Consider the following 25,121-nt stretch of genomic DNA (forward strand, 5'->3'; position numbering starts at 1 on the left):
GGTTTTCTGAACCCGCCCATCTATTCCGAGTGCTGCCGATTTTCGAAGATGGCCTCCTGTTCATTCATGGAGGCTCACATGCACGCAGCACCGATCACCAAGCCGCAGGCCGCCCGCCCCAAGCGCGGCACGGTCAATCCTCAACCCCTGCACGTGGCGCAGATTGCCGAGGCGCTGCTCGTCTTGAGGAACGTTTGCGCCCTGACGGGGCTGTCGCCGTCCTCGGTATACCGCCGCTTGGCACGCCACGATTTCCCCCGGCCGGTGCGTCTCGGCAACCGCTGCACCCGCTGGCGCGCGGGCGACGTGACGGCATGGCTGGCAGCCCAGGCGGAGGCGTAACGTCATGACCACCAACCAAGATCCACAGAAAGCGCTGCGTACGGTTCAATACAAGGAGGGCCGGCACCTGATCCGCGCCTACCTCATTCGCCTCCACTCGAGCAAGGTCGCTCCTGAGGAAGAGCTGGCGGTCACGGTGGCTTCGCTGAAGGGCTACACGCTGGTGATCTTCTGCCGCTTTCTCGAAAATGCCCTGCTCGAGGGCCTCTCGGCCAAGGCGCAGGTTGTCAAGCTCCGCGCGCAGATCGACCCCGACGAGGCGCGCTTCGACGCTCTGGCAGTGCGTTTCGCCATGACTGGCTGTGCGCTGCTGCGCAAAAAGACGGTCGGCTACCGGACCGCCTATCAAGCGGTGTGCCTGGGGCGCGTCGTCGAGACCTTCAACGGCATCGACGCTGCAGAGCGCTTTCTGCAGCAGAACACGATCGGCGACAGCCATGTCGCCGCCTAGCCCCCTCCTTCAACAGATCCTGCAACAGCTCGAATCCGTCAAGCCCTCCGCGCGCGGGTTCTCCGCGCGCTGCCCGGCGCATGACGACCGCGGCCCCTCGCTGTCGATCAAGGAAGGCGAAGACGGCCGAGTCCTGCTGCACTGCTTCGCGGGCTGCACCCCGCAGGAGGTGGTCACCGAACTCGGGGTGACGATGGCCGACCTGTTCCCCGCGAATGGCAAGACGCGCCGCCCCCCGCCTGCGGCTGGCGTCACCCGCACGGCGCTGCGCGCGGCGGTCGAATTCGAGCAAGAAGTGCTCTACTTCATCGCGTACGACCGCGCGAAGGGCAAAGCCATCGGCCCCACGGACGCGGCCCGCGAAAACCTTGCCAAGCAGCGCATCAAACTTGCGCGCAAGGTTGCATGATGGACCACACCCCCTTGTGGGCAGCCATGCCGCAGGTCCCAGAGCTTGACGAAGTGGTACTCGTCAATGGCGCTGATCTGAAACCCGAGCCGATCCGGTGGCTGTGGCTCTCGTGGATGGCGCTCGGCAAGCTGCACATTCTTGCGGGCGCGCCCGGTCAGGGCAAGACGACCCTGGCCATCGCCCTGGCGGCAATCGTCACTAGCGGCGGACGCTGGCCGGATGGCCCCGCCTGTGCCCCGGGGAATGTGCTGATCTGGAGCGGTGAAGACGATCCCAAGGACACCCTGCTGCCTCGGCTGATCGCGGCCGAGGGTGATCCAAGCCGCTGCTACTTTGTGAGCGGCACCCGGATCAACGGGGAGGTGCAGTCCTTCGATCCGGCACGCGACATGGCGGCCCTCGAACGGCAGGCTCGCGCCATCGGCGGTGTGAAGCTGCTGATCGTCGATCCTGTCGTTTCCGCCGTGGCTGGCGACAGCCACAAGAACACCGAGGTGCGCCGCGCTCTGCAACCTCTCGTCGATCTCGCGAGCCGGCTCGACACGTCAGTCTTGGGCATCAGCCACTTCAGCAAGGGTGGCGCCGGTACGGATCCCGCCGCCCGAGTCGTGGGCTCGATCGCCTTCACGGCCGTGGCCCGCGTCGTGCTGGTGGCCGCGAAGGTGAAGGGCGAGGCCGGCGAGGATCGCCGGATCCTGGCGCGGGGCAAGTCCAACATCGGGCCGGACGATGGTGGCTTCGAATACCGCATCGAGCAAACCGAGGCGCTCCCCGGCATTCCGGCGAGCCGCATCGAATGGGGACAACCTGTAGCCGGCACGGCGCAGGAACTGTTCACCGATCCGAACGAGAAGGGTGGCGCGGAAGGCAAAGGCGCTGTCGATGCCGCGGCCCGCTTCGTTCGGCAGGTTCTGGCCAATGGCCCGACACCTTCGAACACTGTGAGAACGGCAGCCGCCAGTGCGCGCGTGTCCTGGGCGTCGGTAAGGCGGGCGGATGAAGCACTGCGGGTTGTCAAGACGAAAGGCCCTGGCGGGACTTCGTACTGGGAACTGCCCCCGCCGCGCACCCAAGGTGCTCAACTTGCTCAACATTCCAACGTTGAGCAAGTTGAGCAAGTTGAGCAAGTTGAGCAGTTTGCGACCCGCAGCAGCCCGCTGAATGGCGAGTCTGATGCCGAAGATGCGGAGGTGTTCTGATGGCGCCCGTACAGGATTTCATCGACACCCTTCGCGCTGTTGGCCTGTCCCTGACAGCGACTGGCCAAGCCTTGAAGGTGACGCCAGCGAGCGTTCTCACGGACGAATTGCGCGAACTGATCCGTGCCCGCAAGGCGGACCTGATGCGCTGGCTGGCGGTCGAGAACAACCCCGGGGCTGATCTTGACCGTTGGTGCTGGCCGCATTCGAACGCAATGAACGGCGCCGAGATCGGCCGTTTCACCGTGCGCCTGGTGAGGTTCACCGACCAGGGGCTCTCCCTGATCGAGGCTGAAGCCTTGGCTGACAAGCTGGTGGTTCGTGATCGAGACGGCGACGACCGCCGGCTGTGCTTGGAGTGCGCACACCTGAGCGGCCGGCGCTGCGGCGCGTGGCGGCGCGCAGCCGTAGGCACCCAGGCTCTGCCGGCCAGCCTGCTGGCGCTGCCCCAGCGCTACGCCGGATTCGACGCAGGGCGGACCAAGGAGGATCCGCGAACCTAGTCCCTTATGCGCGCTTGGCGTAGAGCGCCGCCGCCGCTTCGTAAACGCACCTTTGTCCCGAGCTCAGCTCGCTGCGGATCATCTTGTTAGGCAGCCCGAATAGCATGCAAAGACGGCCTCCTGCTTCGACAGGCTCGCGCCCGTAGGCCTCTCTCCACACGGGGTCACCCCCCTCCTCGCAGGACACGAAAAGTAATCGCGCGGTCCACCTCTTCACAGGTGGGAAGACGGTTGGCTGAAGCCTTGATGATCCAGCAGGTGAACCGATGCAGCTGCACATGATTCCGAAACACGCGACGCCCGCCCCCACCAACAGTTCGTTCTCGTTGGGTGCTTCGGGGGCTGGCTGCCCCACGGCAACGTTCGGTAGTGGACTGCACATGAGCGCTTTCTCGGACCCCACTTGGGAAATTTGTCATCATTTCGTGGGCTACGACCGGGGCAGACGGGCGGCTGCTCATCGTGGTTGGCGCGAGAGGCACCACTGCAACGCAGGGGTGCAAACGGGAACGCAAGGTCGGCAGTATGTGGTCCATCCCTGCATCTGTGCGGGTTGCAGCGCATCCTTCCATAGGTTTCATATGTCCGCGTCCACGCAGGGCATGCGGCCCCTTCACCGAGGCCCGCCGAAGTGGCCGCTCTCGCGGCGTTCGATGCCGGCTTTGCCGCTACAGAGGGAGGAAAACAATGAACGAGCGGGTCGCATGCTTGTCCCGCGAATGCATGTGCCAAGGCGGCGACTCGGTCGCTGAGAGGCATTTCTGATGCCTGCGAATCGACGCGCCAATCCTTTTTTATGCAGTGCACAAACTGCGAAAACCCATTGAGGCGCAGCGCACCCGCCTCGCGGGCTGACGCTGGTCGATTAGGCGCCCAAGAAGGCGCGGCTGGGGTGGGGACGTCGCTCACTTTGCCCGCGCCTAAAAGCAACGGGCTACTTTGGTTGAAGTCCGGCTAGCACGGCGCCCAGCTGCTCATCGTTCAAGGCTGGATGTACTTCCATGTCCATCAGATCGGACCACTCGAGAACCCAGCGTGCCATCGCGGAAGCATCGTCTGCCTCGCTGATGCTGATGCCTGTGCCGTTAGCCACATCGTGCCAGCGCCCGAGCAGCTTAATACCCTTTGGGGGCTGTCCACCTGTTTTCGCGAAGCGCTCGATGACAGCGTTGCGATTGCCGGAAGCAATGCGCCAATGGCCAATGAAAAGCATGATGTTCTTCCGCTTCTGGCACTTGAAGGTGCGATGCGTGCGAGTGCCGCGCGAGCATCACCGGGTGTTGGATGAGACCCCGAGTCATCGATAGTCGATCACGCCCAAATCTACAAACCACAAACCACAAACCGCAGACGTCATGGGCTCGCCTTTGGCCGTAGTGGAGAGCTGAGCTTAGGTTCGAAACGGTTCGTCTATAAGGGTTTTTGTTAACCTTTGTTTTCAGTACTCAATCAAGAGGCGCAGCGTCGTTCAACGGCCGAAGGCATCAGGGGCTAGAAGCTCGCCAGCGGCTGGTGGCACACGGCCAGTAGGAACAGGAACTGCACCCGTCCATCAAGGTATCGGCTTCCACCCCTGCGCGCGTCGCGGAGTAGGTGGTGGTGCACGAGATGGCCTACCTGCACGAGCCGCGCCACACGCCGGGGTACTGGCGGCCGGTCGAGCGCGCGATGCCGGATTTCGGACAGCGCAGGGCCTGGCTTGCCGCACATGGGGGGCGCTAGAGGGACTCCAGCCTACGATAGGCAAGAGCGCCCTGCGCTGTCGGCGACATCGGCCAGAGACTTAAAAAGGGGCAGCGGCATGCCAAATGCCCTTCGCGCCCACGCCCGTGACCAACTATGGCGCGTTGCACGGCTGGACCGGCCGATGAGCACGCTGATGGAGCCTTTGGCGATGGACACAGGGAATGCTCGTGGTTATGCCGCGGTCGCGTTCTCTCTCGGTTGGAGGAGGTCGGGCGGCTCAGGAAATGCGTTCCTTTGATGCTGGGAGAGAAAATTTCCCCAATGTTAATTTTTTCAACCTACAATGTAGGACGAGAAAATTAACACGAGGTTCAAATGCTGGATCGCAATCCCATCCTGATCGACAAGCCGTGGCAGGTGCGCCAAGAACTTGGTGCGCTTGGGCTCACGGCAGAAATCGTCACCGTCGTTGCCAAAGCGGTCGCCGCGGCGAAAGCGGAAGCTTTGGCAATCGATCCGTGCAGTACACCGGGAATGTTTGCCTACATCAGAGGCGTGCGCCAGATTCGCCTGGAGCTGCTGCCTCAGGGCTGGCGCGTAAGCCGCGCCGGCAACGTGGAATCCACCGTCAATCACACCTTGGGCATCCAGCTTTGCTTCCAGAATGTGGACACGGCCTGCACTGAGCGGGATCCGCAAGCCATCTCGGGCAAGGGGGAAGCCTCTCGCAAGCTTATCCATGACGGGCGTCAGGTTGAGTTGTTCGATGCTCCGGCGAAGGCCACTTCGACTCCCAGCGGTGTAGTGCCCACTGTATGGATGCTGTGCGTGAGTACGGGGGCGAAAAAACTGCGTGCGGAGGTTTCTTGCCCTGAAGTGTTTGAGGGCGCGCAGCTCGACGGGTTCAGCAAACGCATCTTTGTCGTCGACGAGGATCTCGACCCGACCCCCACCGACACGCAGCGCCCGGATGATGGCGACAACGGCGACTTTGAAGTTCGGATTGCAAAGAAGTGATTACGTATGTTCAACGCTAACCGGCTTTCGATTGCACGAAAGCGGCGTCAACTTACCAAGAAGGAACTTTCTGAGAAGTCCGGAATTACTGCGGTGACTCTCACCCGCTTGGAGGTGGGTGATACCGGGGAGCCTGGCATGGACACAGTCCGCGCGCTCGCTGAAGCCTTGGAGTATCCGGTCGAGTTTTTCTATTTGAATGACTGCGAGGAACTGACGACCGAGGCAGTGAGTTTTCGCAGTTTGTCCAGCTTGACGGCGCGTCAGCGGGACGCTGCGTTGGCGGCTGGCGCCATTGCTTTCGAGTTTCATCAATGGGTGTCCCAGAAGTTCTCCCTTCCGGAACCTCAACTCTTGGATCTACGAGACGAAGATCCGATTGCGGCGGCCGAGGCCCTGCGGAGCCACTGGGGCATTGGCGCCCAGCCCATCGAGCATATGGTCAAGCTGCTCGAAGCCAAAGGCGTGCGCGTTTTTGCGCTGGCTGAGCAGCATAAAAATGTAGACGCATTTTCGTGCTGGCGGAACAACGTACCCTTTGTGTTTTTGAACACATTCAAGTCCGCTGAGCGCGGTCGCTTTGACGCAGCGCACGAACTTGGACATCTGGTGTTGCACATGCACGGCGCCAGCAGCAGTCGCGATGTTGAACGCGACGCGGATGCTTTTGCTTCGGCGTTTCTTATCAATCGGGGGGATCTCATCGGGCATCTGCAGCGAGTCCGATCCCTGGAGCAGCTGGTAGCTGCGAAATCGCGTTGGGGCGTTTCTGTCGCTGCCCTAGCTCGAACGGCTTTCGATGCCAAACTCATCTCTGATTGGCACTATCGAGATCTTTGCAAGCAAATCAGTCATCGGGGTTATCGAACATCCGAGCCCGACGGGCGGCCCAGGGAGAAGTCTGTGCTGTGGCGCATGGTGTTCGCAGAACTCTGGAAAGAAGGCGTCACCAGAGATTCGATAGCAAAGTCACTTCATGTTCCAGCGGACGAGATCGAGGCGCTGGTCGGCGAGTTGGTGATGCAGCAACCAGCTGAAATCCCGCGTCAAAGGCCAACGCTGGCAATCGTCTGAGAGCCCATTTTCTCCGTAAGCGCGCGCGGGGGCGTTGCTCGCAAGATTGAAGTCATCTGCAACGGCTTGGCGTCGTGAATCGCCCCAGGGTTTTGAAGAGGCTTCAACTCTTGAGAATATGAAGCCATGAACAAGTCGAACAAGTTCTCGCCCGAGGTCCGTGAGCGCGCGGTGAGGATGGTGTGTTGATTTCCATCCAGAAGCGACCCAATACCGGGTCAGGATTCCATGGAAATCAACACGTTGATGGCGCGGGTTTCGCCTGCTTCGATGCTGCGTCGCTGGGGGAGAAGCATACCCATTCTCGCGAAGCGCCGGAGCACTTCCGAACCGCCTGAGGGACAGCGCGACCGTGAGACGCTCTATTGAAATGGCGCCTTGCCTGTGCTGCCTACACCTTGCACGATCACCGAGCATTGAAGCTTGGCGCGGGTCACGGCGTTGTACAGAAGCCGCCGCTTGCCCTCGTTGTCCTGAGCAACCGTGTAGGGCCAGATCACGATGACGATGTCGAACTCCCGATTCTTGGCTTGGTGAACAGTGATCGCGCGACGACCGCTATCGGATCGATTCGCCCGAGCCCGCGTCACAGCCAGAATCCTGCGTGTCTGTCCAAGCAAATCAAAAAAACCGATGTGCTCACGGCCGGCCACGTCGCGTTGACGGATGACCCACCGCGCAAGAGCATCCCGAGCAGTACCTTCTTCAGTCGAAAGCAGCGTCTGCAGAACTTCCTCGCAGGGCTTCACGCCGTCGAACGCCATCTGTTCAACGCTGTGCAGGAATGGCGACTCGCCGGCCTCCCACCTCAGCTTGAATGGCCCAAACTTGCTTTTTCCGCATGGCTTTGTCGACACCAACTCGACGAGCTCTTCGGCGTATCCGGCCTTGCGCGATGGCGTGATCACCGCGACGCTGCTATTGGGCAACTTCAATCTTGCGTAGTGAAGAGTGGCAGCGATCAGCGCTGCCGCCTGACCCGCACTCGCACACTCGGCGATTTTCAGACCAGGGCCTTCTACCGGCGGGAGGCCTGAGCGCAGGGCTGTCGCGCCATCAAGCAGCGCAGGCACCTTGCAACGTTGAGGTTTCGCCAGCACCTCCGGGTCGCATACCGTGGGAAGCCAGACTGACACCGGACTGGGCCGAAGCTCCTGTCTGAGGCACTGAAAATCGTCGAAGGCGATAAGCATACGACTGCAGGTCGACAGCGCCTTGACGAGCTGCAGGCGATGTGGGTCGAGGTCTTGAGCCTCATCCAGCAGGATGCACGGATAGCCCATTGCCAACCAGCCGCCGACGACTGGTCGCATCACCAACTCCGCTGCGAGAGAGCATTGGGTATCGAAGTCCACGGTGTCGGTCGACGGTTGGCCAATCCCTCTAGCCAACAATCGCCAGCGCCATCGCAATGAACGTGCAAAGCCGTCCACGGTCACGCACTGGTACTTTCCTCGCAGTTCAGCGATTGCCCGGAGCTTCTGCTCGAGCCGTTGTCGAGCCCCATGCATGAACGTGAGCGCCAGGACTGCCTGGCCCGGCCCCAGAGGGCACGATTGCAGTTCTTCAGTGGTCCTTTGAAGAAGCCGGTAGGTCTTGCCGTAGCCTGCTGCGCCACTGACCGCCCATGGCGTCATGACACAAAGATCCGCACGCGCAGGTCGTTGATCTGGGCATGATCGACGAACATCTCGCTATCGTTACCCAGGCACTCAGACGCCATGGCGTTCAGCAGTGATAAGCCCCTCAAGCGAGCTGGTTCCGATCTGGCAATGGTTTGGGCGACGGCCTCATAAGCGGGCCGGTCCTGTTTCAGCCCTCCAGCATTTCTGTCCTTGGACTTCAAACGGGCGACCAAGTCGGCAGTGTCCATAGCGGCAGGTTCAATGCCCTCGATGGTCATCGCGAGGGAAGGATCACCGTCGAGAACCCACCCGAAGGCGTTTTCGATGGCCCAGCCGTCTGGCCATCGCAATGCTTTGGATGGCGGCGGCGAACCGCACGACAGTCCTGCGATGTACCCGTCTCCAGCATCATCACCATCCACCAGGCAGATGATGCAAGGGTGCAGAGGTTGAAGTCGCCTAAAGGTTGGGACTACCTGGGCATCCGTCGTCCGCACGATACCAACGTGCGTGAGGAACCGCGAGTCAGAACCAGATTCCCAGGTCTGGCTGGAATCAACAGCCATAGCCATCAGATTGAGAATCTCGACGTCTATCGTGCCCTCCGGGATCAGCAGGCAGTCGTGCATTAAGGCAGCAATCGTTTCCTGGCGATGGATCTCAAATAGTCGTCGAATCGGGTTGGCGTCGCTTGCCAGTGATGATGCGGTGCTTAGTGGGGTCGAGGTCAGCTTGCCGCCTACGTTGCGAAGAACATGCAACGCCTTTGGGTCGGAGACGCCTGCTACCGTGGGCGAATGCGATGTGATGAAGGTCTGGGCCGAGAGCGACTGCAGCCTCTGCACGACACGCCGTTGAAGCGGGGGAGGAATGTGGAGCTCTGGCTCTTCCAGTGCCATCCAGAAGCTTTGGCCAGCCGCAGCGCGGCGGCGTCCGAAATGGAAGAGCAACAGCAAGCTCTGCATCGAGACAAGGCCCGTTCCGTGCCGCCGCGCGGGAATGTTCGGAGCCGCATCCCCAAACGCGAAGTGCGGCACCAAAGATTCCATCACCCCGTCACTGTCCGTTGAGGTCAATCGCAACCGCAAGCTCGGAGCCTGGGGGAAGAATCCCCTCAGTTCTTCATTGAGTTCATCCACGATCGGGGCCAGCTTGGGATCAGCCTCTACCGGGTTTGCTGGTGTCCGCAGCCTGTCCCGCTCACTCAAGATGGCTTGCGAGGGTAGCCCATCGCCGCTGGTGATGACGCGCCGAAACAGCTCACTGCCAAATGAAATTACCCGATCCCAGGTGCGGCTGGCTGGCACAAGAAAGAACCCTACCTCCCGCAGCAGCCGTGACGGGACGGTCGGGTAGGAGTCGTCCTCGAACACGTCCACTTCGACGTCGTCCACGAAATAGCGAACAGTCTCGACATCAAGGCTCATCTGATCAAAGCGCGCCGCGAAACCCACCTGGCAAGCCAAAACAGACTTCGAGCTCGCCGGCTCCGGCAACAGCTCGCCGGTTTCTGCGTGCAGCCACTTCGGCACGGCTCGGTCGGGACCGAACCAGTCGGTGTGCTTCGATGCGTCGTTGCCTTTGAACCCGACGATGGTGGCGATCAGCCTGATGCGATCGGTCGGCCCGGGGTTGCCGCCGTAGAAGTCGTGCTCTGTGAGAGATCGCACCATTCGGTCCCGACCGAACAACAGGGCCAGCGCCTCGATGACAGTCGTCTTTCCGCTGTTATTGGCACCGATGAACACGTTGTGCTCGGTCAGCGTCATATCCGCTTCCCGAATGCCACGGAATTTTCGGATGCTCAGCGACGCCAGTTGCATAGAGTCCTTCCGCTTTTTGCGTTTTGGATGTCCTTCCATTGTGGTGCACCCAGCCCTCGGGCACGGCCGGCCCAGTACTGCAGGCGGACGGCCGCACGACTACGAAATGGCAGGGGCTGTCGATGCACCGGATCATGTCATCGAGCTGCCAGCGGAACGTCCAGCGATTGCTGAACATACGTCGGCAAAGCCATTGATCGACCCCGGGTTTCGGCACTGGTTCTTGCGCTCAAGCAGCGTGAAGATCTGCTCAAGGACTTTGACGGGGACCTTGTCGTACATGGCGTGGCGGAGCAACTGGCGGCAGGCTCAGCCAGGGTTCCCATCGATCTCGCGGTACACGCGGCGGATGGCGTCCTGGAACAGATGCGACGGGAAGAACATGCGCGACATGTACTTCTCGTGGGGGTAGCAACGCACACGCGCCTCAACAAACGCTTCGATCTGGTCCAGCGTGATGTTCAAGTAGCCATTGTCGGGGTGCGGTTCGGTCGTGAACAGCACCTTCGCCACGGTCGCCGATCCCGCCTGGACGACGGCGCTGGTTCGAAGCTGATCGACGACTGCGTCCGCTTCTTCCAAGAGCATGAAACCGAGGCGCTTCACGGCCCGATCGACAATGTCGTCGCGGAAAAGCTTCTGATCGTCGAAGCCTCCGGTCTTCACCTCGCACACTAGGCCAAGCGTGCGCGACAAGTCAAAGGTATTCGTCAACAACGGATCCCAATCGTCGACTTGGCCGCCCACTTGTTCGAACACGTGGGGCGGTCTGACGGCAAGTAGGTCCACGTCGGCTCGATGCTTCACGACCTCGTCCTTGTGAACCACGAAGTTGGCCAGCGGAAAGAACCCGTTGAGCCGTAGGTACCAGTACGCCCACTCTTCACCGTAGTTGTTCATGACACTTCTCTTGCCTGCTGTTGCGCTAGGCCGCGGAGCAATTGCGGCTCCTCCGTTTTGGCAGGTTGCATCAGAAGCAGCAGTTCCTCCAGTTCTGCTCGCAGTTGCGCCCGCCGGGCACCGTAATGAGCCTCACGATGGTGCGTTGGACAAAGGGCTACGACATTCGAAACCCTGTCGGCGCCGTCCTCGGCTAGGGGTTCAACGTGATGGGTTTCAAGATAGAGCCGGCCATCAGCCATGGCAAACCCCGAAACGTCGCAGAGTTCACACCGGCCTTGGGCGCGCTCCAGCACCGCCATGCGCACGGCACGATCTCGGCGCACCGCAGTGGACGTCACGTTCACGCGATCGGGTCGGTCCGAGCCCAGATCGTGTTGATCAGCAAACCGCACCGTGGCTTCCATCTCGGGGTCACGGGCAGCTTTCGAGCGCGCCTTGGTGACTCGCCGCAGCGTGCATGCGCCCGTGTGTGGGTCATAGGCAGCGACCTGCCACGGCTGTGAATCTAGTAGGCGCACCCGCACGAAGGAGCTGTCTTCACCCAAGTCAGCCTCGCTGCGCATATCGCCCTCATTGACGATGACACGAATCTCCTGACCGGCGTCTGCACATCGGCGAATGAGATCGTCGAGCTTCCGAGCTCGCGCCGCCTGTTGCCGCGCGCGATCTCTGTGCTCCCTGAGGCGGATCGGGTCTTTGGCTATCCGCTCCAATCGCAGCCCCAGATCGCGCAAGTTCTCGCTAATCGAGATACTCCCGTCCACTACTTTCATTGAGGCATGCCACAAGCATGCAAGCGCGGGCTCCTGCGCGCCTCCAAACGACCAGTTGTAGCAGTACGCAGGATTGCTGCGAGGATTCACAGCCGGCGTGCCATCCATCTTCATGTGCCACGGTTCAACAGAGATCCCGGCCGAGCGAACGAGATCGATCACCGCATAGGGCTTCGTCGGTAGAAGCCGCGCGAGTTCCATCTCGACGTCCGCCGCCGCATCGTGCTCGGGCGTTCGCATTGCCAACTGCGCACGGATCGCCTTTAGGCGACTCGGCGAGAGCAGGCCCTTGCGCATCTGCCAACATTCCCCCAAGAACCCTAGCGCAGCGGCAAAGGTAAACCCGAAGATGGGCCAGTCGCTTCCATGTTTGTGAATGGCACAGGGCGATGGATGCTCGATTTTCAAAAGCTCGAGCCAGGCATGGAGGGTTCGAGCGTCGTAGTGCTGGGTCAGGCGGGCAGGCGCCAATGCGATCTCCACCTCATTGCTTGGGTCCAGAGCGCTCCAATAGACCGCGGACACTTGGCCTGCCGAGGTATTAACTCGAAAACCGTTCTCCAGTGTGCCGACGCTGCCCAAAAAAGCTTTGAGCGCTTCATCCTCCAATTTTCTTTTTTGGGCGGAAGTCAAGGTCATACGTTTTTATCCTGCAGTTTTTGAGTTCAATCGTTTATTTTTGCGCGGTGGCAGACGAAGCCTGCCAACTACGAAGCTCGGTATCGAATGACTTCCAACTCAAAGGCCTCCCTAGCTTTCGCGAGAGAACATTTGAAAATCTCCCGGCACTCAACAACAAGACCTGCAGTCTTTTGGTATCGAACGGAATGCTGGAATTCGGCAAGTGCAGCGTGAATCCCAAACTCAGTTTTCCCCGCATCCTTTTCAAGCTTCACGCTCCGATCAATCTCCCAGTCTCGGATATTGCCGTAACCCTCTTGCCGAATCCAACTCGTACGTAGATCGGGGTCGGCTTCGCTGAAGCCGACTTTTATGTACTCTGTTGCAGGCGAGCGTGCCAGATAGACATAGCCTGCGGCTGCACTTCGGAGCTGGAAGGAGATTTTGGATGTATCGCACTGGATGCAATGCCCACTTTTTGTTCTCAACGTGTGGCCAGCAGACCTGCATGGGGAGCCTCCGTAATAAAAGAAGCGGCCCATGCGTTTCATCTCCGCTTTCCTGTCTGATGCACTCAATCCTGAGCCATCGAACACAAGCGAAGGGGAGATCTTGTGAGCAGCAAGGAACTGTTGCTGCTGAAGAGAAAGATGAGCCATTTGTTTGAATTCCACCTCAGTCGCGAACGATTCGCTCCCCATACTTCAGCGATCCGTCAGCGATCCTGATTACGCCCGACGCAGCCAGTGCGGACATCACATCAGCGACCTTTTCAGGTGCGGGTTTCGGTCCGAAACGCCACTGAATTCTCTTTTCGAGTGCACTCAACGTTTTTGGCCTTCCCGCCTCAACAAAGTCCTTGAGAATTTCAGCGGAAATCTGAACGACGGATTTCGACTTCTTGACCTTTAGCGCGAGTGGGGTGCGCGCGACCGCGTTGCCGGCCGGAGGGTCCGACGCAAGCGGGGGCGGCGACAAAGTTGCCCGTTGGGGTGTCAGGGATTTGACTTCAACAGGCGCGCCCAAGACTTCCACACGCTCGACCTGCCGCCCCTTCGATCGGGCATGCACGATCGCGGGGTCGTAGTCCCCATCGGCAGCGACGATCACAAAACTCGCCCCTGGTTCGTGCCGGCCGACCAGGTAGCCCAGATAGAGCACCAGGTGGAAATCGAGCGAGTTCTTTCCAGGCTTGGAAATGTCGACAAGGGAAACTCGATCGCCCAGTTCCATGTATTGCGCGAGCAGACCGATCTCATGTTCACCGTAAAAGATCCAGGCCTCGCCGTTGGCCCCCATCCAAGACGCGACGTGTTCCGGCGCAGGTTGCCGGTTCTGCAGATCGATCAGCAGGTAGGTCTTCGTCACTGCCGGATGGCGTTGGCCACGATAAGCCGGGATGTCGCGCGGGTCGCGCCGACATAGAACAATCGCATCTCCTCCAATGCGTCGTCATCCTTGTCGAGCACTTCTTGGCCGGACACCGCCTGGCGCGCACCCATTACCGCGACGACCGGGAATTCCAACCCCTTGCTGACATGAAGCGTCATCACCTTGATGGTGTCGGCGGCGGGGTCAAAATCGTTCGTGCCCTTGCGCACCTTGTGCGGCAAGCGACGGCGGTCCAGGGCCTTGGCGCATTCGTCCATCAGCGCCCAACTTCGACACAGCACCGCCATGTCGCCCCAGGCGTGCCCTTCGTTGTGCGCACTGGCCATGAGTTCCGCGATTCGGTCAGCCTGCGCCCGGGTGCTCGGCAAGTCGATGACGATGGGCTCCGGTCCGTCCCGGCCGCAGCTCACCGGCTGGACCAGCGGCACGCCGTCGTCGTCCTTCTCTTGAGGCCGCAGAAGCTCGGTCGCCATCGCGCTCGCCGTCTGCAAAATCTGCCGGGTGTTGCGGTAGTTGATCTTGAGGATCGTCGTGCGGCCCTGCGCCTGCACGCCCATGCTCTTGAAGCTGAAGGGCTTGCCCCGGCGTTTGTCGTAAATGCTCTGGGCATCGTCGTACAGCAGCAGCAAGCTGTTGGTCGTGGGGTCGACCATCTGGGTGACCAGCTTGAGCCACTCGGGCGCAAAGTCGTGGCCTTCGTCGACCAGCACCGCCAGGTATTGGCCTGACGGAATCATCTTGCGGTCGACGCCGTCGATGACGTTGCGCACCATCTGGTCCATCTTGGCGCCCACTGCCAGGTTGTTGGGCGGCAGCGGTTGCCCAAACGCGACCAGCTGATCCCGGCACCATTTGTGAAAGTGGCGAACATGGACGCGGTCTGCCAATGCCTTGGCTTGCATGGTGGCGTGCAGCTTGACCGCCAGCGGTTCGTTGTAGCAAAGCACGAGCACCGGCTTGTGCAGGTCGGTGGCGGCCTTGGCCAGGTACTCGGCGCGATAGCCCAGGATCATGGTCTTGCCGGACCCTGCCACGCCGTGGATTACGCGGTGGCCGTCGCCGAGGCTGCGCGCCAGCTGTTCCTGCTGCAGGTCCATCACACGCAAGAAATCCGGGATGGCTGCCTTGTCGTCCTCATCGTCGAAGAGTGCGCCTTGCTCGGGGACGCGCACTTCGGGAAAGAGGTTCCAACGCACGCGGTCGATCTGGGGCAGCGACAGCGTGCCGCGCATGAGCTGCGGAAACATGTCCCAAAGCCGGCTCTGGAAAGCCTCTGGCTCGGCGTCCTCCAGCATTTCATCGGAGCAGACCACACGGTTGGGCTCGATCGCGCTTCCGAGGCCGGCGGTATCGAACTGCTTGCGCGTGATGCGCGTGAAGACGACGCCATAGCTCCATGGGAAGGTGAGCATGCCTTGCCACTTGCCCTCATGCTGGATCAGCTGCGCATCGCGCTTGAGGGCATCGACGACTTGCAGCGCTTGATGGCGCGCTTGCTCGATTGGATTGGGAACGCTCTTGAGAACGCCGTCGGGCGCAATCAGCCAGTCACCGCGGCTGGCCTTCTGGATGGTGTCCAGGCGCCAGTCCTTGGTTTCGAGGATCAACAAGCCGCGACGCGGGTGCAGCACGACGAAGTCGGGGTGGCACTGTCTGGGCCCGATGGGAACGTCGAACCACAGCAGGTAGTCTTCATCGAGTTTCTGCTGCAAGCGCTCCGCCAGGCGGCGCTCGCCGGACGTCATGCGGGCGACGCAGGTGCTTAACGCGGGAATCAAGACAGCCATGGAAGATTCGGTCGCCCGGCAGTCGACAGGGACAAGGAGAGACCGCAACGTACCGTCACATGCAGATACAGTCAAGCACATTGAGCGCCAATGTGGTTGCGCGCCTGCGGATTCCTGTGCCAACGTTTTCAACCTTCGTGGCCAAGTCTCAGCAGCCACTCATTCGCAGGCGCTCATGGACCGATCGGCGATCGACACTCAAGAACAAGCGACAAAGCGTCGAATCCATCCTCGGATGAAAGAAATAGACATGAAATGGAAGTTGAGGGCTTTCTGGCTTGCGGTGGTCGCTGCTGCGTCCTACATCAATGCAGTCGGAGCGTATGGAGGGGAGCTGATCAACGGGGTGGCCTTTGGCCAAACTGCGGCGGCTTGGGTCCAGGCGATCGGCTCCGTTGCCGCGATCCTCGTTGCCGTGTGGATTGGGGATCAACAGGCCAGGCGGAATCTTGAACTTCAAGAACAATTGGCTCAAAGCACCGCCCAGCGCGACCTTTCTGTGGTGCTTGGCCTACTGGATGTCGCTGTTGTGCAGATCCTCGAAGCAGATCAAGCGATCAAGACAGACGCCATCGAGTGGGCCAATGAATGGCACGATGATGAACAGTTCGACGGGTATGTGGCCGCAGCGGACGCTGTTGAAGCTCATCGATTGCCGAGCTATCTTGCCGTTAGATCAGTTCTCGAAATCAGATACCGGCTTAAAGCGGCAGCTGAAAACTTGCAAGAAATCGCGCGCTATCCAGGTGTGCAGCCGGTTGAACAGGAATATCTGCCGTATCTGGAGCTCAATCTCCAATGCTTGAAAGAGGGGCGGGACGCTATCGCCGCAGAAATTACCCGCTTTGGCGGCAGGCCGCCAATCGCTGCATGGCTTTTGCCACAGGGATGAGGCGGCGATTTTCTTCAAGCCTCAGGAGGAATGAACCAGGATGTTCAAGCTCCAGCGCCTGCCCAAGGAGGCTCCTCCACTTCGCTTGATTCCGGTTTACGACAGCCGCCGTGCTGAGAAAAAAGAAGTGCATGAAACAAGAAATCGATCCCGTGGTTTTTGCCGACATGGACGAAGAGCGGCTGAAGCGCGCCGACAAGAACGTGACAGATGTTCTGCAGCGCGCAGGCGTGGACTGGAGAATAAAAGGAGAGCCGTACAGCTGGTCGTGGCGCCGCACGGGCCGCAGCTCGGTGATGACCGTCTGGGCGGAAGACATCCATATTGTCGATCGTGAGCGCTGGCTGACGGTCGAGAAGCTCGACGCTGAGGAGCGCCGTAGCGGCAAGCCCTGGAAGTCGGGCGAGGCCGCGCGAGCCGAGCGGAGGTCTTCGATCTTGAGGGAAAGTGCCGGGCAGAACGCGCCACTCCTGGGAATCCTGCAGGTGAACCGCATCGCGGCAGAGCAGCTCGTCTTTCAAGACGTGACGTCCAAGGTCGAATTCCGCGTCGCCGATCGCACCCCGTGGCGGGTGGTGATCGTGCCCGGCGAAACCACCGGCGAGGAATATGCAGTCCTTTTGCGTGGTGACCAGCCGTGGACACCGACGCCAGCACAAATTGCGGCCGCGCGGGCGAGATGGGAAATGTGGGAAAGCGGCCACCACTCTGAACAGAGGGACGCAAGCGGCAGCCGGCCCAGCGACGGTCCCTTTCTGGCCATCAACATCGCCTGGATGAAGCGCTACGAAGGCAGGGCCGCCGACGATCCGGTCTCTGCCGGCAACTTCGCGTACTTCGGACGCCTCGGCAACTCGCCGTCCAACGCCCACGAACAATGGAACTTCGCCGATACCGGCGGCAAGGTCTACGGCTATATCCCCCGCTCTTCGAGCATTTCCGTCCAGCGGCTAGGAGCGCCAGCCGGCGCCGACCATGTTGACGGGGTCCTGGTGGTGTTCTTCTCCCGCGATCCGGCGGAAGACGTTTTGAAGGTGGTTGGCTGGTACCAGCACGCCCGGGTTCATCGACAACCCACTTACTCGCACCGCCGGGCTGGGCTCACGGTCGAAGCGTCCATCCGAGCGGAGAAGGCTGATGCCGTGGTTCTGCCTGTAGCGGATCGCACGGTAGTCATGCCGACAGCGCAGACCGTGTCGGGCGGCGTAGGGCAATCTCCTCTCTGGTACGCCGATGAGCACCCCGACAAGGTCGCGGAGATTCGCGCGCTGGTTGCCAGCATCGATAACCGGCGCGCCGGTGCCGGTGGCGGGAAACCTCGGGGCAGCCCACGCCAGACGGACATCGAGAAGCGATTGGCCGTCGAAAAGGCCGCAATGGACATGGCCCTGAGGTACTACGACGGCAGCATCGACGTCTCCAAGGCCGCTCTCGGATGGGACATTGAAGCCGAGGACGTCGAAGGCACACTGCGCGTCGAGGTCAAGGGGCTATCTGGTCAGGGGGTGAACGTGGAGCTGACGCCCAACGAGTACCGGAAACTGCAGGAGTATCGTGAACGTTACGTGATCTTCGTGGTCACTGGGGCACTCACACAGCGGCCACTGGCGCATATCTTCCGCTTTCACGCAGAAAGTGAATCCTGGCGAAGTGCCGGCGGGCAGCTCCTGCAATTCCAGGAGTTGATTGCAGTGCGCGCATTTCTCTAGCCTGTCGTCGGCTGACCCAGGCCTCAAGGTGCCCGAAAAGCATCGAGCCGCGCGGTGCGAGTCACGTGATGCCGGCTGCACGTGCATCTCAAAGACTTCTATTTCATCAATGGAGCATTGAAATGAACGCACTCGAATGGCGTGTGTTTCTTCAGCGCTGATGGGACTTCAACCCTCGTTGCAGCCGGCTCCTATACATACGCCCAAACCCAATCTCCGTTTTGCCAGACGGTGGCCGTGACAAAGTGCTGGACGTCTGTACACTAACGCAACTGCACAGACACTTGCGGGGCATCCCATGCGATTCACTGACACCAAAAGCGAGACCTTGAACCTGCGAGTCTCCCCAACCTTCAAGCAGGCGTTGAAAGAGGCCGCTGACCACGAGCAGCGAAGCATGGTGAACATGCTCGAAGTGCTGCTGGGCAAATACTGCGACCGCAAGGGCATCGTGCCAGCAGGCCAAAAAGCAGCCCCATCTCCCACCCACAAGCGGGCACGTGCAGACCATAGGGCTCACGTGGGAGCGGCAGCATGACCTTTCGCTACATCGGCTCGAAGTCCAGACTCGTCGATCAGATCGCCGCCTACATGCCCCCCCCGAAAGAGGGGGCCTTCTTTGTGGATGCCTTCTGCGGGACGGGCGTTGTGGCCGAAGCCGCTGCTGAGCTTGGCTGGAACGTGAGGATCAATGACAACCTGCACTCTGCGGTGATCTCTGCTGGGGCACGGCTCATCAGCCAGGAGCAGGCAGCCTTTAAGAAGCTCGGAGGCTACGCCAACGCCATCGCCAAGCTCAACGCTGCAAAAGCTGTGCACGGCTTCATGTGGAGCATGTACAGCCCTGCCTCGTTTGATTCGTGCGGCATCGAACGCAGGTACTTCACCGAAGAGAACGCAGGTCGAATCGATTCAATGCGGGCACTGATCGCGGGGTGGAGCGAGGCGGGCAGCATCGACGAGGTCGAAGAGCGGTTACTGATTGCGGACATGTTTGGAGCTTTGAACCGTGTGGCCAACATTGCGGGCACCTTTGGTTGCTTCCTCTCCAAGTGGACCAACCAGTCCCAAGAGAAGATCGCCATGCGGTGCAGGGAGCTCAAATCCACCAGTGTGCGAGTGGAGGCGATGGTGGGCGATGTTTTCGACGTGCCCAACGGTCCCCAAGACCTCGTGTACCTCGATCCTCCGTACACCAAGCGGCAGTACGCCAGCTACTATCACATCCTTGAAACTGTAGCCCTGGGCGATGAGCCCGAAGTCGAGGGCGTTGCGGGTCTTCGGCCTTGGAAGGACCGTGCCTCGGACTTTTGCTACAAGACCCGAGCTCTCAAGACGCTCTCCCGTCTGGTGAACGACTTGAAAGCCCAAAAGGTGCTGCTGTCGTACAGCAGCGAAGGGCACATCTGCATGGAGGACATGAAGGCCGAGCTCTCGACGATCGGCAAGTTCACCATGCACCCGCTGGGAGCCATCGGTCGCTACCGACCCAACAAGGCCGCCAGTAGCACGGCCTCGGATGTGAACGAATTCTTGGTGGTGGTGGAGCGACCTCTTGGTCAACTTCCCAAGAACCAGAACAAGTCTCTCAAGGCGACCAAGCCCATCCTGGTGGAGAGCTATGCATGAGCGCTCCTCGGCCGGTTGAAGCTGAGTACCTGGCCCCAGCAGAAGCAGCTCTAACCAGGGCTGTGGGTGGCGGGCATGGGCCTGCAAGCTTTGAGCTTCGGCTTCAAGTATTGGAGGCCGCCTCTGCCCGCTTTGGTGGCTTTGATCTGGCTGCCTTTCACGAGGCCTTCGGGGTGCGTAGCACGAAGCCTGCAGCCGAGCTCTTGGAGCTTGCTGCGACCGTAGCCAGCGCCATTGAACGGACACCCATCCACCCCTCCTTGGCCCTTAGTGCCTTGGCACGTGAAGCTTTGCAAGAGCAGGACCGAAAGAGCACGGGTGCCTATCACACCGACTTTCGCTTGGCCACACGCCTTGCACAGCTTGCGGCGCCCAAATTGACTCACAAGAGCAAGGTGATTGATCCTGCAAGTGGCGCGGGAATTTTGCTGGCTGCCTTGACCCATGCTGTATGTGGCATGGATCGGGCCAAGACCGCCCATTGGCTCTCTCATGGAGTGTGCGCTGCAGACCTATCGGCCAACTCCCTTCGTGCAGCCCTTCTGAGCCTGGCCTCGTTCACCGACGACTTGGCGGCCCTCAAATTCATGAGAGCCCGTTGGTACTGTGGGGACAGCCTGATGGCTGATCGCGAAGTCTGGGCAGCGATGGCACCTGAGGGCTTTGATGCCGTCATTGGCAACCCGCCTTGGGAGAAGGTCAAGCTCTCACGACACGAGTTCTTGAGGTCCACGGGCACACAGCGGCACTACGGAGCTCAGATTCATGGGCTCGATGAAGAGCGGTTTGCTGCCCAGCGTGAGGAGGTCGCGATCTACTCTCGAAGGCTGCTCGCACGCTACCCCGACCTTGGCTATGGGGAGCCTGACCTCTACATCGCCTTCACGGACCTCTTCTTTGACCTCTGCAAAGCGCAGGGCATCGTGGCAGCCCTCATCCCTGGTGGGCTGATCCGATCGCAAGGCACCCAGGCCATGCGTCAGAAGATTTTTGACGCCAGCCAGAGCGTGTCCTTGTCGATCATCGACAATCGCGCCAGGTTCTTTGCCATCGACACGCGCTTTAAGTTTCTGGCTCTGGCCCTGGTGAAGGCGGGTTCTGAAAAGATCAAACGCGAACCGATCCAACTGCTCCACGAGCGCGGCACGCCCACGGCCTTGGAAACGACGGGCACCGCAATGATTGGCCGTGCTGCACTGGCAGCCATCAGGCACGACCTGAGCCTGCCTGAGGTTAGAAGCCCTGCCGAGTGGAAGCTCTTCTCGAAGATTTCTGAGGCTGGCACCTCATGGGAAGAGCCTGGCTGCGGCTGGACACCGAAGTTCTGCCGGGAGGTCGATATGACCAAGGAGCGGCCCAAATTCCTGAGTTTTTCCACTGCGGGGGGCCTGCCCTTGGTGGAGGGCCGAATGGTGCAGGCCCACCGATTTGGTGTGAAGGGCCATGTCTCCGGCACGGGTCGCAGTGCCCTGTGGGAAGCCTACCCCATTGGGGGCTCACGGCTCTCGCCTCAATTCTGGATTCGTCTCTCGGATGTGCCTCGGGCCAACCAACATCGAGCCGCTGTGCTTCGGGTGGGGTTTTGCGACATTGCGGGGCAGACCAATGAGCGCTCGCTCATGGCCTCCTTAATTCCTGCGGGTGTGGTCTGCGGCAACAAGGTGCCCACGATCCTTTTTCCCGATGACCCTTCGGAAGAGCGACTTCTGGTGTGGCTGTCCATTGCCAACAGCTTTGCCTTTGACTGGATGCTTCGGCGCGTGCTCACAACTACGGTGAACTACTTTCTGTTGCAAAGCTTGCCCATGCCCAAGCTCGTCAAGGATGGCTTGCCGTGGAAAAGGCTCGTGAGTGCTGCGCTTGAAATTCGCTTGCTTGAAGGAGCTGGCGCCACCCGAAAAACCTACGAGCGCATGGCGCAGCTTCGAGGTGAGATTGATGCCGAAGTTGCCGTGGCATATGGGCTCGACTTGAGGGACATGGAGTTGGTGCTCGAAGACTTCCCGATTTTGGATCGGGGCCAAATCGGACTTCCAGGAGAGGCAAAGTCCACGATCACCAGAGACAGTGTTTTGGCTGCGATGGCAAAGCGCACCGCAAGCCGGTCTACAGTTTGGTCGCGCCGTGCGATGGAGGCACGGGAGTTGGGGGCAGTGGGTTATGTGCCCTCAGAGCTTGCCCTAGGTGGCGAAGAAATCGAAGAAGAAGGAGTTCGAAATCATGGCTAGCAGCGCGAATCAAGTTGCGCGAATCCTTTACAAGGAGATCGTTGAGGGGGATCGACGGAAGGCCGACGGGGAGTCAAATGATTCCGCTTCAGGGGGAGGTGCGAGAGACTTCCGATTTCCATACGATGCAGTATTGCCTGTTGTTGACTTGATCTTTCCAACGAAGGTGACAAAGCGAGGAAAGACAGTACATCAAGGCACATTCTGGTGGCACGAACCAGGTGTAACGCAGGCTGTTTCAAGAGCAGCCGAATTCATGTCGCCTACGAGGTCCCGTCCGAGTGAGGGGTGGATTTCTCAGGTTCCTAAGTTTTCCTGTTTTGATACCAATCGAATACCGCCAGGCGGCTTGGGCAACCGAGTCCTACTACTCCTGATTCAACTTCACGACCAGTCGGTGTGGCCATACTTCGCTGAAGAGGCGACTCTTCGCGCCACAGGAACTTGGGATCCTGTAGTGGCTCAAGAGTTGCTGGATTGCTTAGATGCACAGCGCGCAACGAATCGAGCGGTAATTGGATACCGCGACTTCACAAACGCGGGTAGGTTTTGCAATGGCAAGTAAAGAATGCAAACAGGCTTTAAAGCTGCTGGCCCGCTCACGCAATGTGCTGGTGTCTGGTCCACCTGGGACCGGCAAATCTAAGCTCTTGGCAGAGGTTGCTATAGCCTTTGACACAGCATTTGGCATTGCTCCTGCGGGCGGCCCACCGAAGCTCAACCCCGTGGGTGGAATTCCGATTCCGCCTGCTACAGGAGGTCCTGTCAAAGACATTCCTGCGCCCATGAAGACGGAGCGCAAGGTCTTTCGGACGGTCTTTCATCAGAACTCTAAGTATCGCGACTTTGTGTCGGGCATCACCCCTGCGGTGAACAAGAAAGACGGCGAGCCTGACTTTGCCATCGTCAAAGGCACGCTGTATCGGGCCAGTGAGCACGCCAAGACTGACAACGGCGCAGCGCTACTGATCATCGATGAGATCAACCGTGGCCCGGCTGTGCAGGTTTTCGGCGGTTCCATTGTGGCCATCGAGTCCGACAAACGCCTAGCACCTGACGGGACCAAGCGTGCCGAGACTCAATACTTTGAAATGCTCAATCCTGCCGATGGCAATGTGGTCGAGTACGCCTTGCCTCACGACCTCTTCATCTTGGCGGCTATGAACCAGGCCGATGCTTCGGTAGAGGCTCTGGACGTCGCTTTCTTGAGGCGTTGGGAGCCACTGCGGTTGGAGCCCGACGAGAAAGCCCTCAGGGATTTTTATGACCTCGGTGCCAGGGGCGCCGATCCACTGCTCGACGCCCCTGTTGCTGTCGTCGATGCATTGGAGGCTTCGGTACGTGCCTGGGTGGCCGTGAACGAGCAAATTGCCTTGGGCCGTGGCGCTGAGTTCCAGATCGGGCACGGAGTACTCATGTCGGACGTGAAGCCTCAGACCTTGGCGCTTCAAGAGGCGCTGGTCGTGCTCTGTGTGGGCTGGGCCAAGGTGAGGGCTCACGTGGAGGAAGTGTTCTTTGGGGACACCCGCGGCATTGCCGCTGTCCTCAATGCGTTGGATGGTCCCAGCTACAACCCATTCAAGCTCACGGAGACCACCTTTGCAGACGATCTTCGGTTCAGGCTGGAAGGCCCCCCGAACTTTTCTGAGGCCAACATCTATCCTGCGCTGAGGGGCTTTGCCAGAGAGTAGCGTGATGGCTCATATTCGAACGCGGTTATCCCTTGTCGAGTACGGCGTACCTGTTGACCTGAGCCGTGCCATTGGCTCTGCCCTTGGGGTAGATCGCGCCAAGGCCAACGGTGTTCTGACGGATGCTGGCAACCGTGCTGCGTCGAGCCTGAGGCTGAAATACAACCCCATCAGTGTGGATGCCAATGGAGCGCGTGCAATCGACTTTGCGGGCCTCATCCGACTGGCCCCATCGCTCGAACTGGAAGTGGCGCCGAAATTTTTGGGACTTGATGATGCCGATACCGCCTGGCGGGAGGATTTTTTCTTTCTCTCTACGCTATCACGCCATGGTCGCCTGCTGGCAACGGAGCGGCTCGCTGCGTCTGGCGGCTCGCCGCGCGACCTTTCCACATTGGTGGCCCGATCCATCACGAGCATGTACGACGCACGCAAGCGCCGTCCGCTACGCAGCTACCGGAGGGTACGGGAGGCAGACTTCGGCATTGATGGAGATCCCGATCCTCTGGATCTCATATTTCCTTCGCCCGATGGCTTCGAGCAAGAACTGATCCGATTTGATCGACGCAACGGTTGGAACGCAGACGTCGTGGCTGCAGCCAAAGAGCTTCTGCCGGAAGTGAGCGATCCCCTTGCCGCCGGTTCCTTGGTGCGACTCATCGAAGACCTTTCGCCTCAGAGCGTTCCTGCAGGACGCAGAAAGCCAATTTCAGCGAGACACAGGGCTTGGAAGCCGCTACACGAACTTTCAGTCGATGTACTCGGCGGCTTGGGCCTCAACTACAAACAGGGCCAAGCCCATGCTCCTGGCTACTTGGTGGCCACCTGGCGCGTTTGGGAGGACCTCTTGACGATTGCCTCCCGGCTAGGCTTTGGGCGCTCCGCCGTGGTGCCTCAGAAGGGCTTCGCATTGGGCAGCAAGATCAAGATGAGCACGGGTGCCACGAGCAAGCTGTCAGTGTTCCCTGATTGCGTGATCGAGTCCGATGGCACCAGGCCCAGAATGCTTCTGGATGCCAAGTACAAGGGCCACGTAGAGAAGGGCCAGCTTCGCATTTCAGAGTCCGACATTTACGAGGCTCTGGCCTTTGCCAGGGCCACGACGTGCAACCTGGTGGTGCTCGCCTACCCTGCTCTACCAGGGAATAAACCGAAACCTGTAGGCACCTGCGCGGTGTTTGAAAAAGTGCAGGTGGATGCTGTGCAGATCGTGGGGGTTCAGATCGAGAGCCGTCTGATCTCCAAGACAGGGGGCCTCAGGACGTTTGCTGCCAACATGGCCGTTGGAGTCTCGACCGCCTTCGTTTAACTTTCGAGGATCTATGCCCGCGAGCCTGGACTGGGACTCTGGCCCTATTTGGTCT

The 25,121-nt window shown here is 60.1% G+C and carries 24 protein-coding genes; 15 read left to right on the forward strand and 9 right to left on the reverse strand.

Annotated features, from left to right (window positions below):
* From AC3WQR_RS15080 to AC3WQR_RS15100, 5 genes are all read left to right on the forward strand, one after another.
* Positions 1-342 (forward strand): helix-turn-helix transcriptional regulator (locus AC3WQR_RS15080; protein ID WP_492742542.1); only part of this gene is annotated, 342 nt, incomplete at its 5' end.
* A 4-nt stretch (positions 343-346) separates the two neighbouring features.
* Positions 347-793, forward strand: coding sequence for a hypothetical protein (locus tag AC3WQR_RS15085; RefSeq protein WP_492742543.1), 447 nt, complete (start codon positions 347-349; stop codon positions 791-793).
* Positions 780-1,202 carry a hypothetical protein gene (locus tag AC3WQR_RS15090; RefSeq protein WP_492742544.1) on the forward strand — a complete coding sequence of 141 codons (423 nt, stop codon included), beginning with the start codon at positions 780-782 and terminating at the stop codon, positions 1,200-1,202. The genes AC3WQR_RS15085 and AC3WQR_RS15090 overlap by 14 nt, the downstream gene beginning before the upstream one ends.
* Positions 1,199-2,404 (forward strand): AAA family ATPase, encoded by a 1,206-nt coding sequence (locus AC3WQR_RS15095; protein WP_492742545.1) that lies wholly within the window; start codon positions 1,199-1,201, stop codon positions 2,402-2,404. Before AC3WQR_RS15090 ends, AC3WQR_RS15095 begins: the two co-directional genes overlap by 4 nt.
* Positions 2,404-2,907 (forward strand): TubC N-terminal docking domain-related protein, encoded by a 504-nt coding sequence (locus AC3WQR_RS15100; RefSeq protein ID WP_492742546.1) that lies wholly within the window; start codon positions 2,404-2,406, stop codon positions 2,905-2,907. The genes AC3WQR_RS15095 and AC3WQR_RS15100 overlap by 1 nt, the downstream gene beginning before the upstream one ends.
* Before the next feature lie 934 nt (positions 2,908-3,841).
* Here AC3WQR_RS15100 and AC3WQR_RS15105 read toward each other — a convergent pair.
* Positions 3,842-4,120, reverse strand: coding sequence for a DUF3303 domain-containing protein (locus tag AC3WQR_RS15105; RefSeq protein ID WP_492742547.1), 279 nt, complete (start codon positions 4,118-4,120; stop codon positions 3,842-3,844).
* Positions 4,121-4,506: 386 nt separating this feature from the next.
* On the opposite strand from AC3WQR_RS15105, the gene AC3WQR_RS15110 reads away from it, so the two are divergent.
* The 3 genes from AC3WQR_RS15110 to AC3WQR_RS15120 all read left to right on the forward strand — a co-directional run bounded on the left by AC3WQR_RS15110 (position 4,507) and on the right by AC3WQR_RS15120 (position 6,684).
* The gene (locus AC3WQR_RS15110; protein ID WP_492742549.1) at positions 4,507-4,629 is read left to right on the forward strand and encodes a YgjP-like metallopeptidase domain-containing protein; all 123 of its coding nucleotides are present in this window, start codon (positions 4,507-4,509) and stop codon (positions 4,627-4,629) included.
* Positions 4,630-4,968: 339 nt separating this feature from the next.
* Positions 4,969-5,610, forward strand: coding sequence for a hypothetical protein (locus AC3WQR_RS15115; protein ID WP_492742550.1), 642 nt, complete (start codon positions 4,969-4,971; stop codon positions 5,608-5,610).
* A 6-nt stretch (positions 5,611-5,616) separates the two neighbouring features.
* On the forward strand, positions 5,617-6,684 hold the full coding sequence (locus AC3WQR_RS15120) for a helix-turn-helix domain-containing protein (RefSeq protein ID WP_492742552.1): 1,068 nt from the start codon (positions 5,617-5,619) through the stop codon (positions 6,682-6,684).
* 362 nt (positions 6,685-7,046) lie between these two features.
* Here the strand turns inward: AC3WQR_RS15120 and AC3WQR_RS15125 are convergent, their stop codons facing one another.
* The 8 genes from AC3WQR_RS15125 to AC3WQR_RS15160 form a co-directional block, all read right to left on the reverse strand.
* A complete protein-coding gene (locus AC3WQR_RS15125; RefSeq protein WP_492742554.1) occupies positions 7,047-8,321 on the reverse strand; it encodes an ATP-binding domain-containing protein in 1,275 nt (424 codons plus the stop codon).
* Entirely contained in the window at positions 8,318-10,132 is a 1,815-nt protein-coding gene (locus AC3WQR_RS15130) for an ATP-dependent nuclease (RefSeq protein WP_492742556.1), read from the reverse strand. The genes AC3WQR_RS15125 and AC3WQR_RS15130 overlap by 4 nt, the downstream gene beginning before the upstream one ends.
* Before the next feature lie 132 nt (positions 10,133-10,264).
* Positions 10,265-10,414 (reverse strand): hypothetical protein, encoded by a 150-nt coding sequence (locus tag AC3WQR_RS15135; protein WP_492742558.1) that lies wholly within the window; start codon positions 10,412-10,414, stop codon positions 10,265-10,267.
* Between the two features lie 27 nt (positions 10,415-10,441).
* Positions 10,442-11,032 (reverse strand): hypothetical protein, encoded by a 591-nt coding sequence (locus AC3WQR_RS15140; protein WP_492742560.1) that lies wholly within the window; start codon positions 11,030-11,032, stop codon positions 10,442-10,444.
* Entirely contained in the window at positions 11,029-12,447 is a 1,419-nt protein-coding gene (locus tag AC3WQR_RS15145; protein WP_492742562.1) for an HNH endonuclease, read from the reverse strand. Before AC3WQR_RS15145 ends, AC3WQR_RS15140 begins: the two co-directional genes overlap by 4 nt.
* A 68-nt stretch (positions 12,448-12,515) precedes the next feature.
* Entirely contained in the window at positions 12,516-13,103 is a 588-nt protein-coding gene (locus AC3WQR_RS15150) for a GIY-YIG nuclease family protein (protein ID WP_492742564.1), read from the reverse strand.
* Position 13,104: 1 nt separating this feature from the next.
* A complete protein-coding gene (locus AC3WQR_RS15155) occupies positions 13,105-13,797 on the reverse strand; it encodes a PIN domain-containing protein (RefSeq protein ID WP_492742566.1) in 693 nt (230 codons plus the stop codon).
* On the reverse strand, positions 13,794-15,608 hold the full coding sequence (locus tag AC3WQR_RS15160) for a 3'-5' exonuclease (RefSeq protein WP_492742568.1): 1,815 nt from the start codon (positions 15,606-15,608) through the stop codon (positions 13,794-13,796). Before AC3WQR_RS15160 ends, AC3WQR_RS15155 begins: the two co-directional genes overlap by 4 nt.
* A 250-nt stretch (positions 15,609-15,858) precedes the next feature.
* On the opposite strand from AC3WQR_RS15160, the gene AC3WQR_RS15165 reads away from it, so the two are divergent.
* The 7 genes from AC3WQR_RS15165 (at position 15,859) to AC3WQR_RS15195 (ending at position 25,066) form a co-directional block, all read left to right on the forward strand.
* Positions 15,859-16,500 (forward strand): hypothetical protein, encoded by a 642-nt coding sequence (locus AC3WQR_RS15165; protein WP_492742570.1) that lies wholly within the window; start codon positions 15,859-15,861, stop codon positions 16,498-16,500.
* Between the two features lie 131 nt (positions 16,501-16,631).
* Positions 16,632-18,209, forward strand: coding sequence for a protein NO VEIN domain-containing protein (locus tag AC3WQR_RS15170; protein ID WP_492742572.1), 1,578 nt, complete (start codon positions 16,632-16,634; stop codon positions 18,207-18,209).
* A 298-nt stretch (positions 18,210-18,507) separates the two neighbouring features.
* Positions 18,508-18,747, forward strand: coding sequence for a hypothetical protein (locus AC3WQR_RS15175; protein ID WP_492742573.1), 240 nt, complete (start codon positions 18,508-18,510; stop codon positions 18,745-18,747).
* Positions 18,744-19,838, forward strand: a complete 1,095-nt coding sequence (locus tag AC3WQR_RS15180) for a DNA adenine methylase (RefSeq protein ID WP_492742575.1) — start codon at positions 18,744-18,746, stop codon at positions 19,836-19,838. The genes AC3WQR_RS15175 and AC3WQR_RS15180 overlap by 4 nt, the downstream gene beginning before the upstream one ends.
* Positions 19,835-22,066, forward strand: coding sequence for an Eco57I restriction-modification methylase domain-containing protein (locus AC3WQR_RS15185; protein ID WP_492742577.1), 2,232 nt, complete (start codon positions 19,835-19,837; stop codon positions 22,064-22,066). The genes AC3WQR_RS15180 and AC3WQR_RS15185 overlap by 4 nt, the downstream gene beginning before the upstream one ends.
* Before the next feature lie 515 nt (positions 22,067-22,581).
* Complete coding sequence (locus tag AC3WQR_RS15190) at positions 22,582-23,757, forward strand: AAA family ATPase (protein ID WP_492742579.1); 1,176 nt, start codon at positions 22,582-22,584, stop codon at positions 23,755-23,757.
* A 4-nt stretch (positions 23,758-23,761) separates the two neighbouring features.
* Positions 23,762-25,066, forward strand: coding sequence for a 5-methylcytosine restriction system specificity protein McrC (locus AC3WQR_RS15195; RefSeq protein ID WP_492742581.1), 1,305 nt, complete (start codon positions 23,762-23,764; stop codon positions 25,064-25,066).
* Positions 25,067-25,121: the final 55 nt, after the last annotated feature.

This window comes from Variovorax sp. FW305-3-2-15-B-LB1, assembly GCF_058787635.1.

Coding starts and splice junctions, on each gene's coding strand:
- AC3WQR_RS15095 (WP_492742545.1), top strand. CDS start 1,199: ATGATGGACCACACCCCCTTGTGGGCAGCCATGCCGCAGGTCCCAGAG.
- AC3WQR_RS15170 (WP_492742572.1), top strand. CDS start 16,632: ATGAAACAAGAAATCGATCCCGTGGTTTTTGCCGACATGGACGAAGAG.
- AC3WQR_RS15090 (WP_492742544.1), top strand. CDS start 780: ATGTCGCCGCCTAGCCCCCTCCTTCAACAGATCCTGCAACAGCTCGAA.
- AC3WQR_RS15105 (WP_492742547.1), bottom strand. CDS start 4,120: ATGCTTTTCATTGGCCATTGGCGCATTGCTTCCGGCAATCGCAACGCT.
- AC3WQR_RS15115 (WP_492742550.1), top strand. CDS start 4,969: ATGCTGGATCGCAATCCCATCCTGATCGACAAGCCGTGGCAGGTGCGC.
- AC3WQR_RS15130 (WP_492742556.1), bottom strand. CDS start 10,132: ATGCAACTGGCGTCGCTGAGCATCCGAAAATTCCGTGGCATTCGGGAA.
- AC3WQR_RS15195 (WP_492742581.1), top strand. CDS start 23,762: ATGGCTCATATTCGAACGCGGTTATCCCTTGTCGAGTACGGCGTACCT.
- AC3WQR_RS15085 (WP_492742543.1), top strand. CDS start 347: ATGACCACCAACCAAGATCCACAGAAAGCGCTGCGTACGGTTCAATAC.
- AC3WQR_RS15180 (WP_492742575.1), top strand. CDS start 18,744: ATGACCTTTCGCTACATCGGCTCGAAGTCCAGACTCGTCGATCAGATC.
- AC3WQR_RS15185 (WP_492742577.1), top strand. CDS start 19,835: ATGAGCGCTCCTCGGCCGGTTGAAGCTGAGTACCTGGCCCCAGCAGAA.
- AC3WQR_RS15100 (WP_492742546.1), top strand. CDS start 2,404: ATGGCGCCCGTACAGGATTTCATCGACACCCTTCGCGCTGTTGGCCTG.
- AC3WQR_RS15145 (WP_492742562.1), bottom strand. CDS start 12,447: ATGACCTTGACTTCCGCCCAAAAAAGAAAATTGGAGGATGAAGCGCTC.
- AC3WQR_RS15165 (WP_492742570.1), top strand. CDS start 15,859: ATGAAATGGAAGTTGAGGGCTTTCTGGCTTGCGGTGGTCGCTGCTGCG.
- AC3WQR_RS15125 (WP_492742554.1), bottom strand. CDS start 8,321: ATGACGCCATGGGCGGTCAGTGGCGCAGCAGGCTACGGCAAGACCTAC.
- AC3WQR_RS15160 (WP_492742568.1), bottom strand. CDS start 15,608: ATGGCTGTCTTGATTCCCGCGTTAAGCACCTGCGTCGCCCGCATGACG.
- AC3WQR_RS15120 (WP_492742552.1), top strand. CDS start 5,617: ATGTTCAACGCTAACCGGCTTTCGATTGCACGAAAGCGGCGTCAACTT.
- AC3WQR_RS15175 (WP_492742573.1), top strand. CDS start 18,508: ATGCGATTCACTGACACCAAAAGCGAGACCTTGAACCTGCGAGTCTCC.
- AC3WQR_RS15135 (WP_492742558.1), bottom strand. CDS start 10,414: ATGTACGACAAGGTCCCCGTCAAAGTCCTTGAGCAGATCTTCACGCTG.
- AC3WQR_RS15140 (WP_492742560.1), bottom strand. CDS start 11,032: ATGAACAACTACGGTGAAGAGTGGGCGTACTGGTACCTACGGCTCAAC.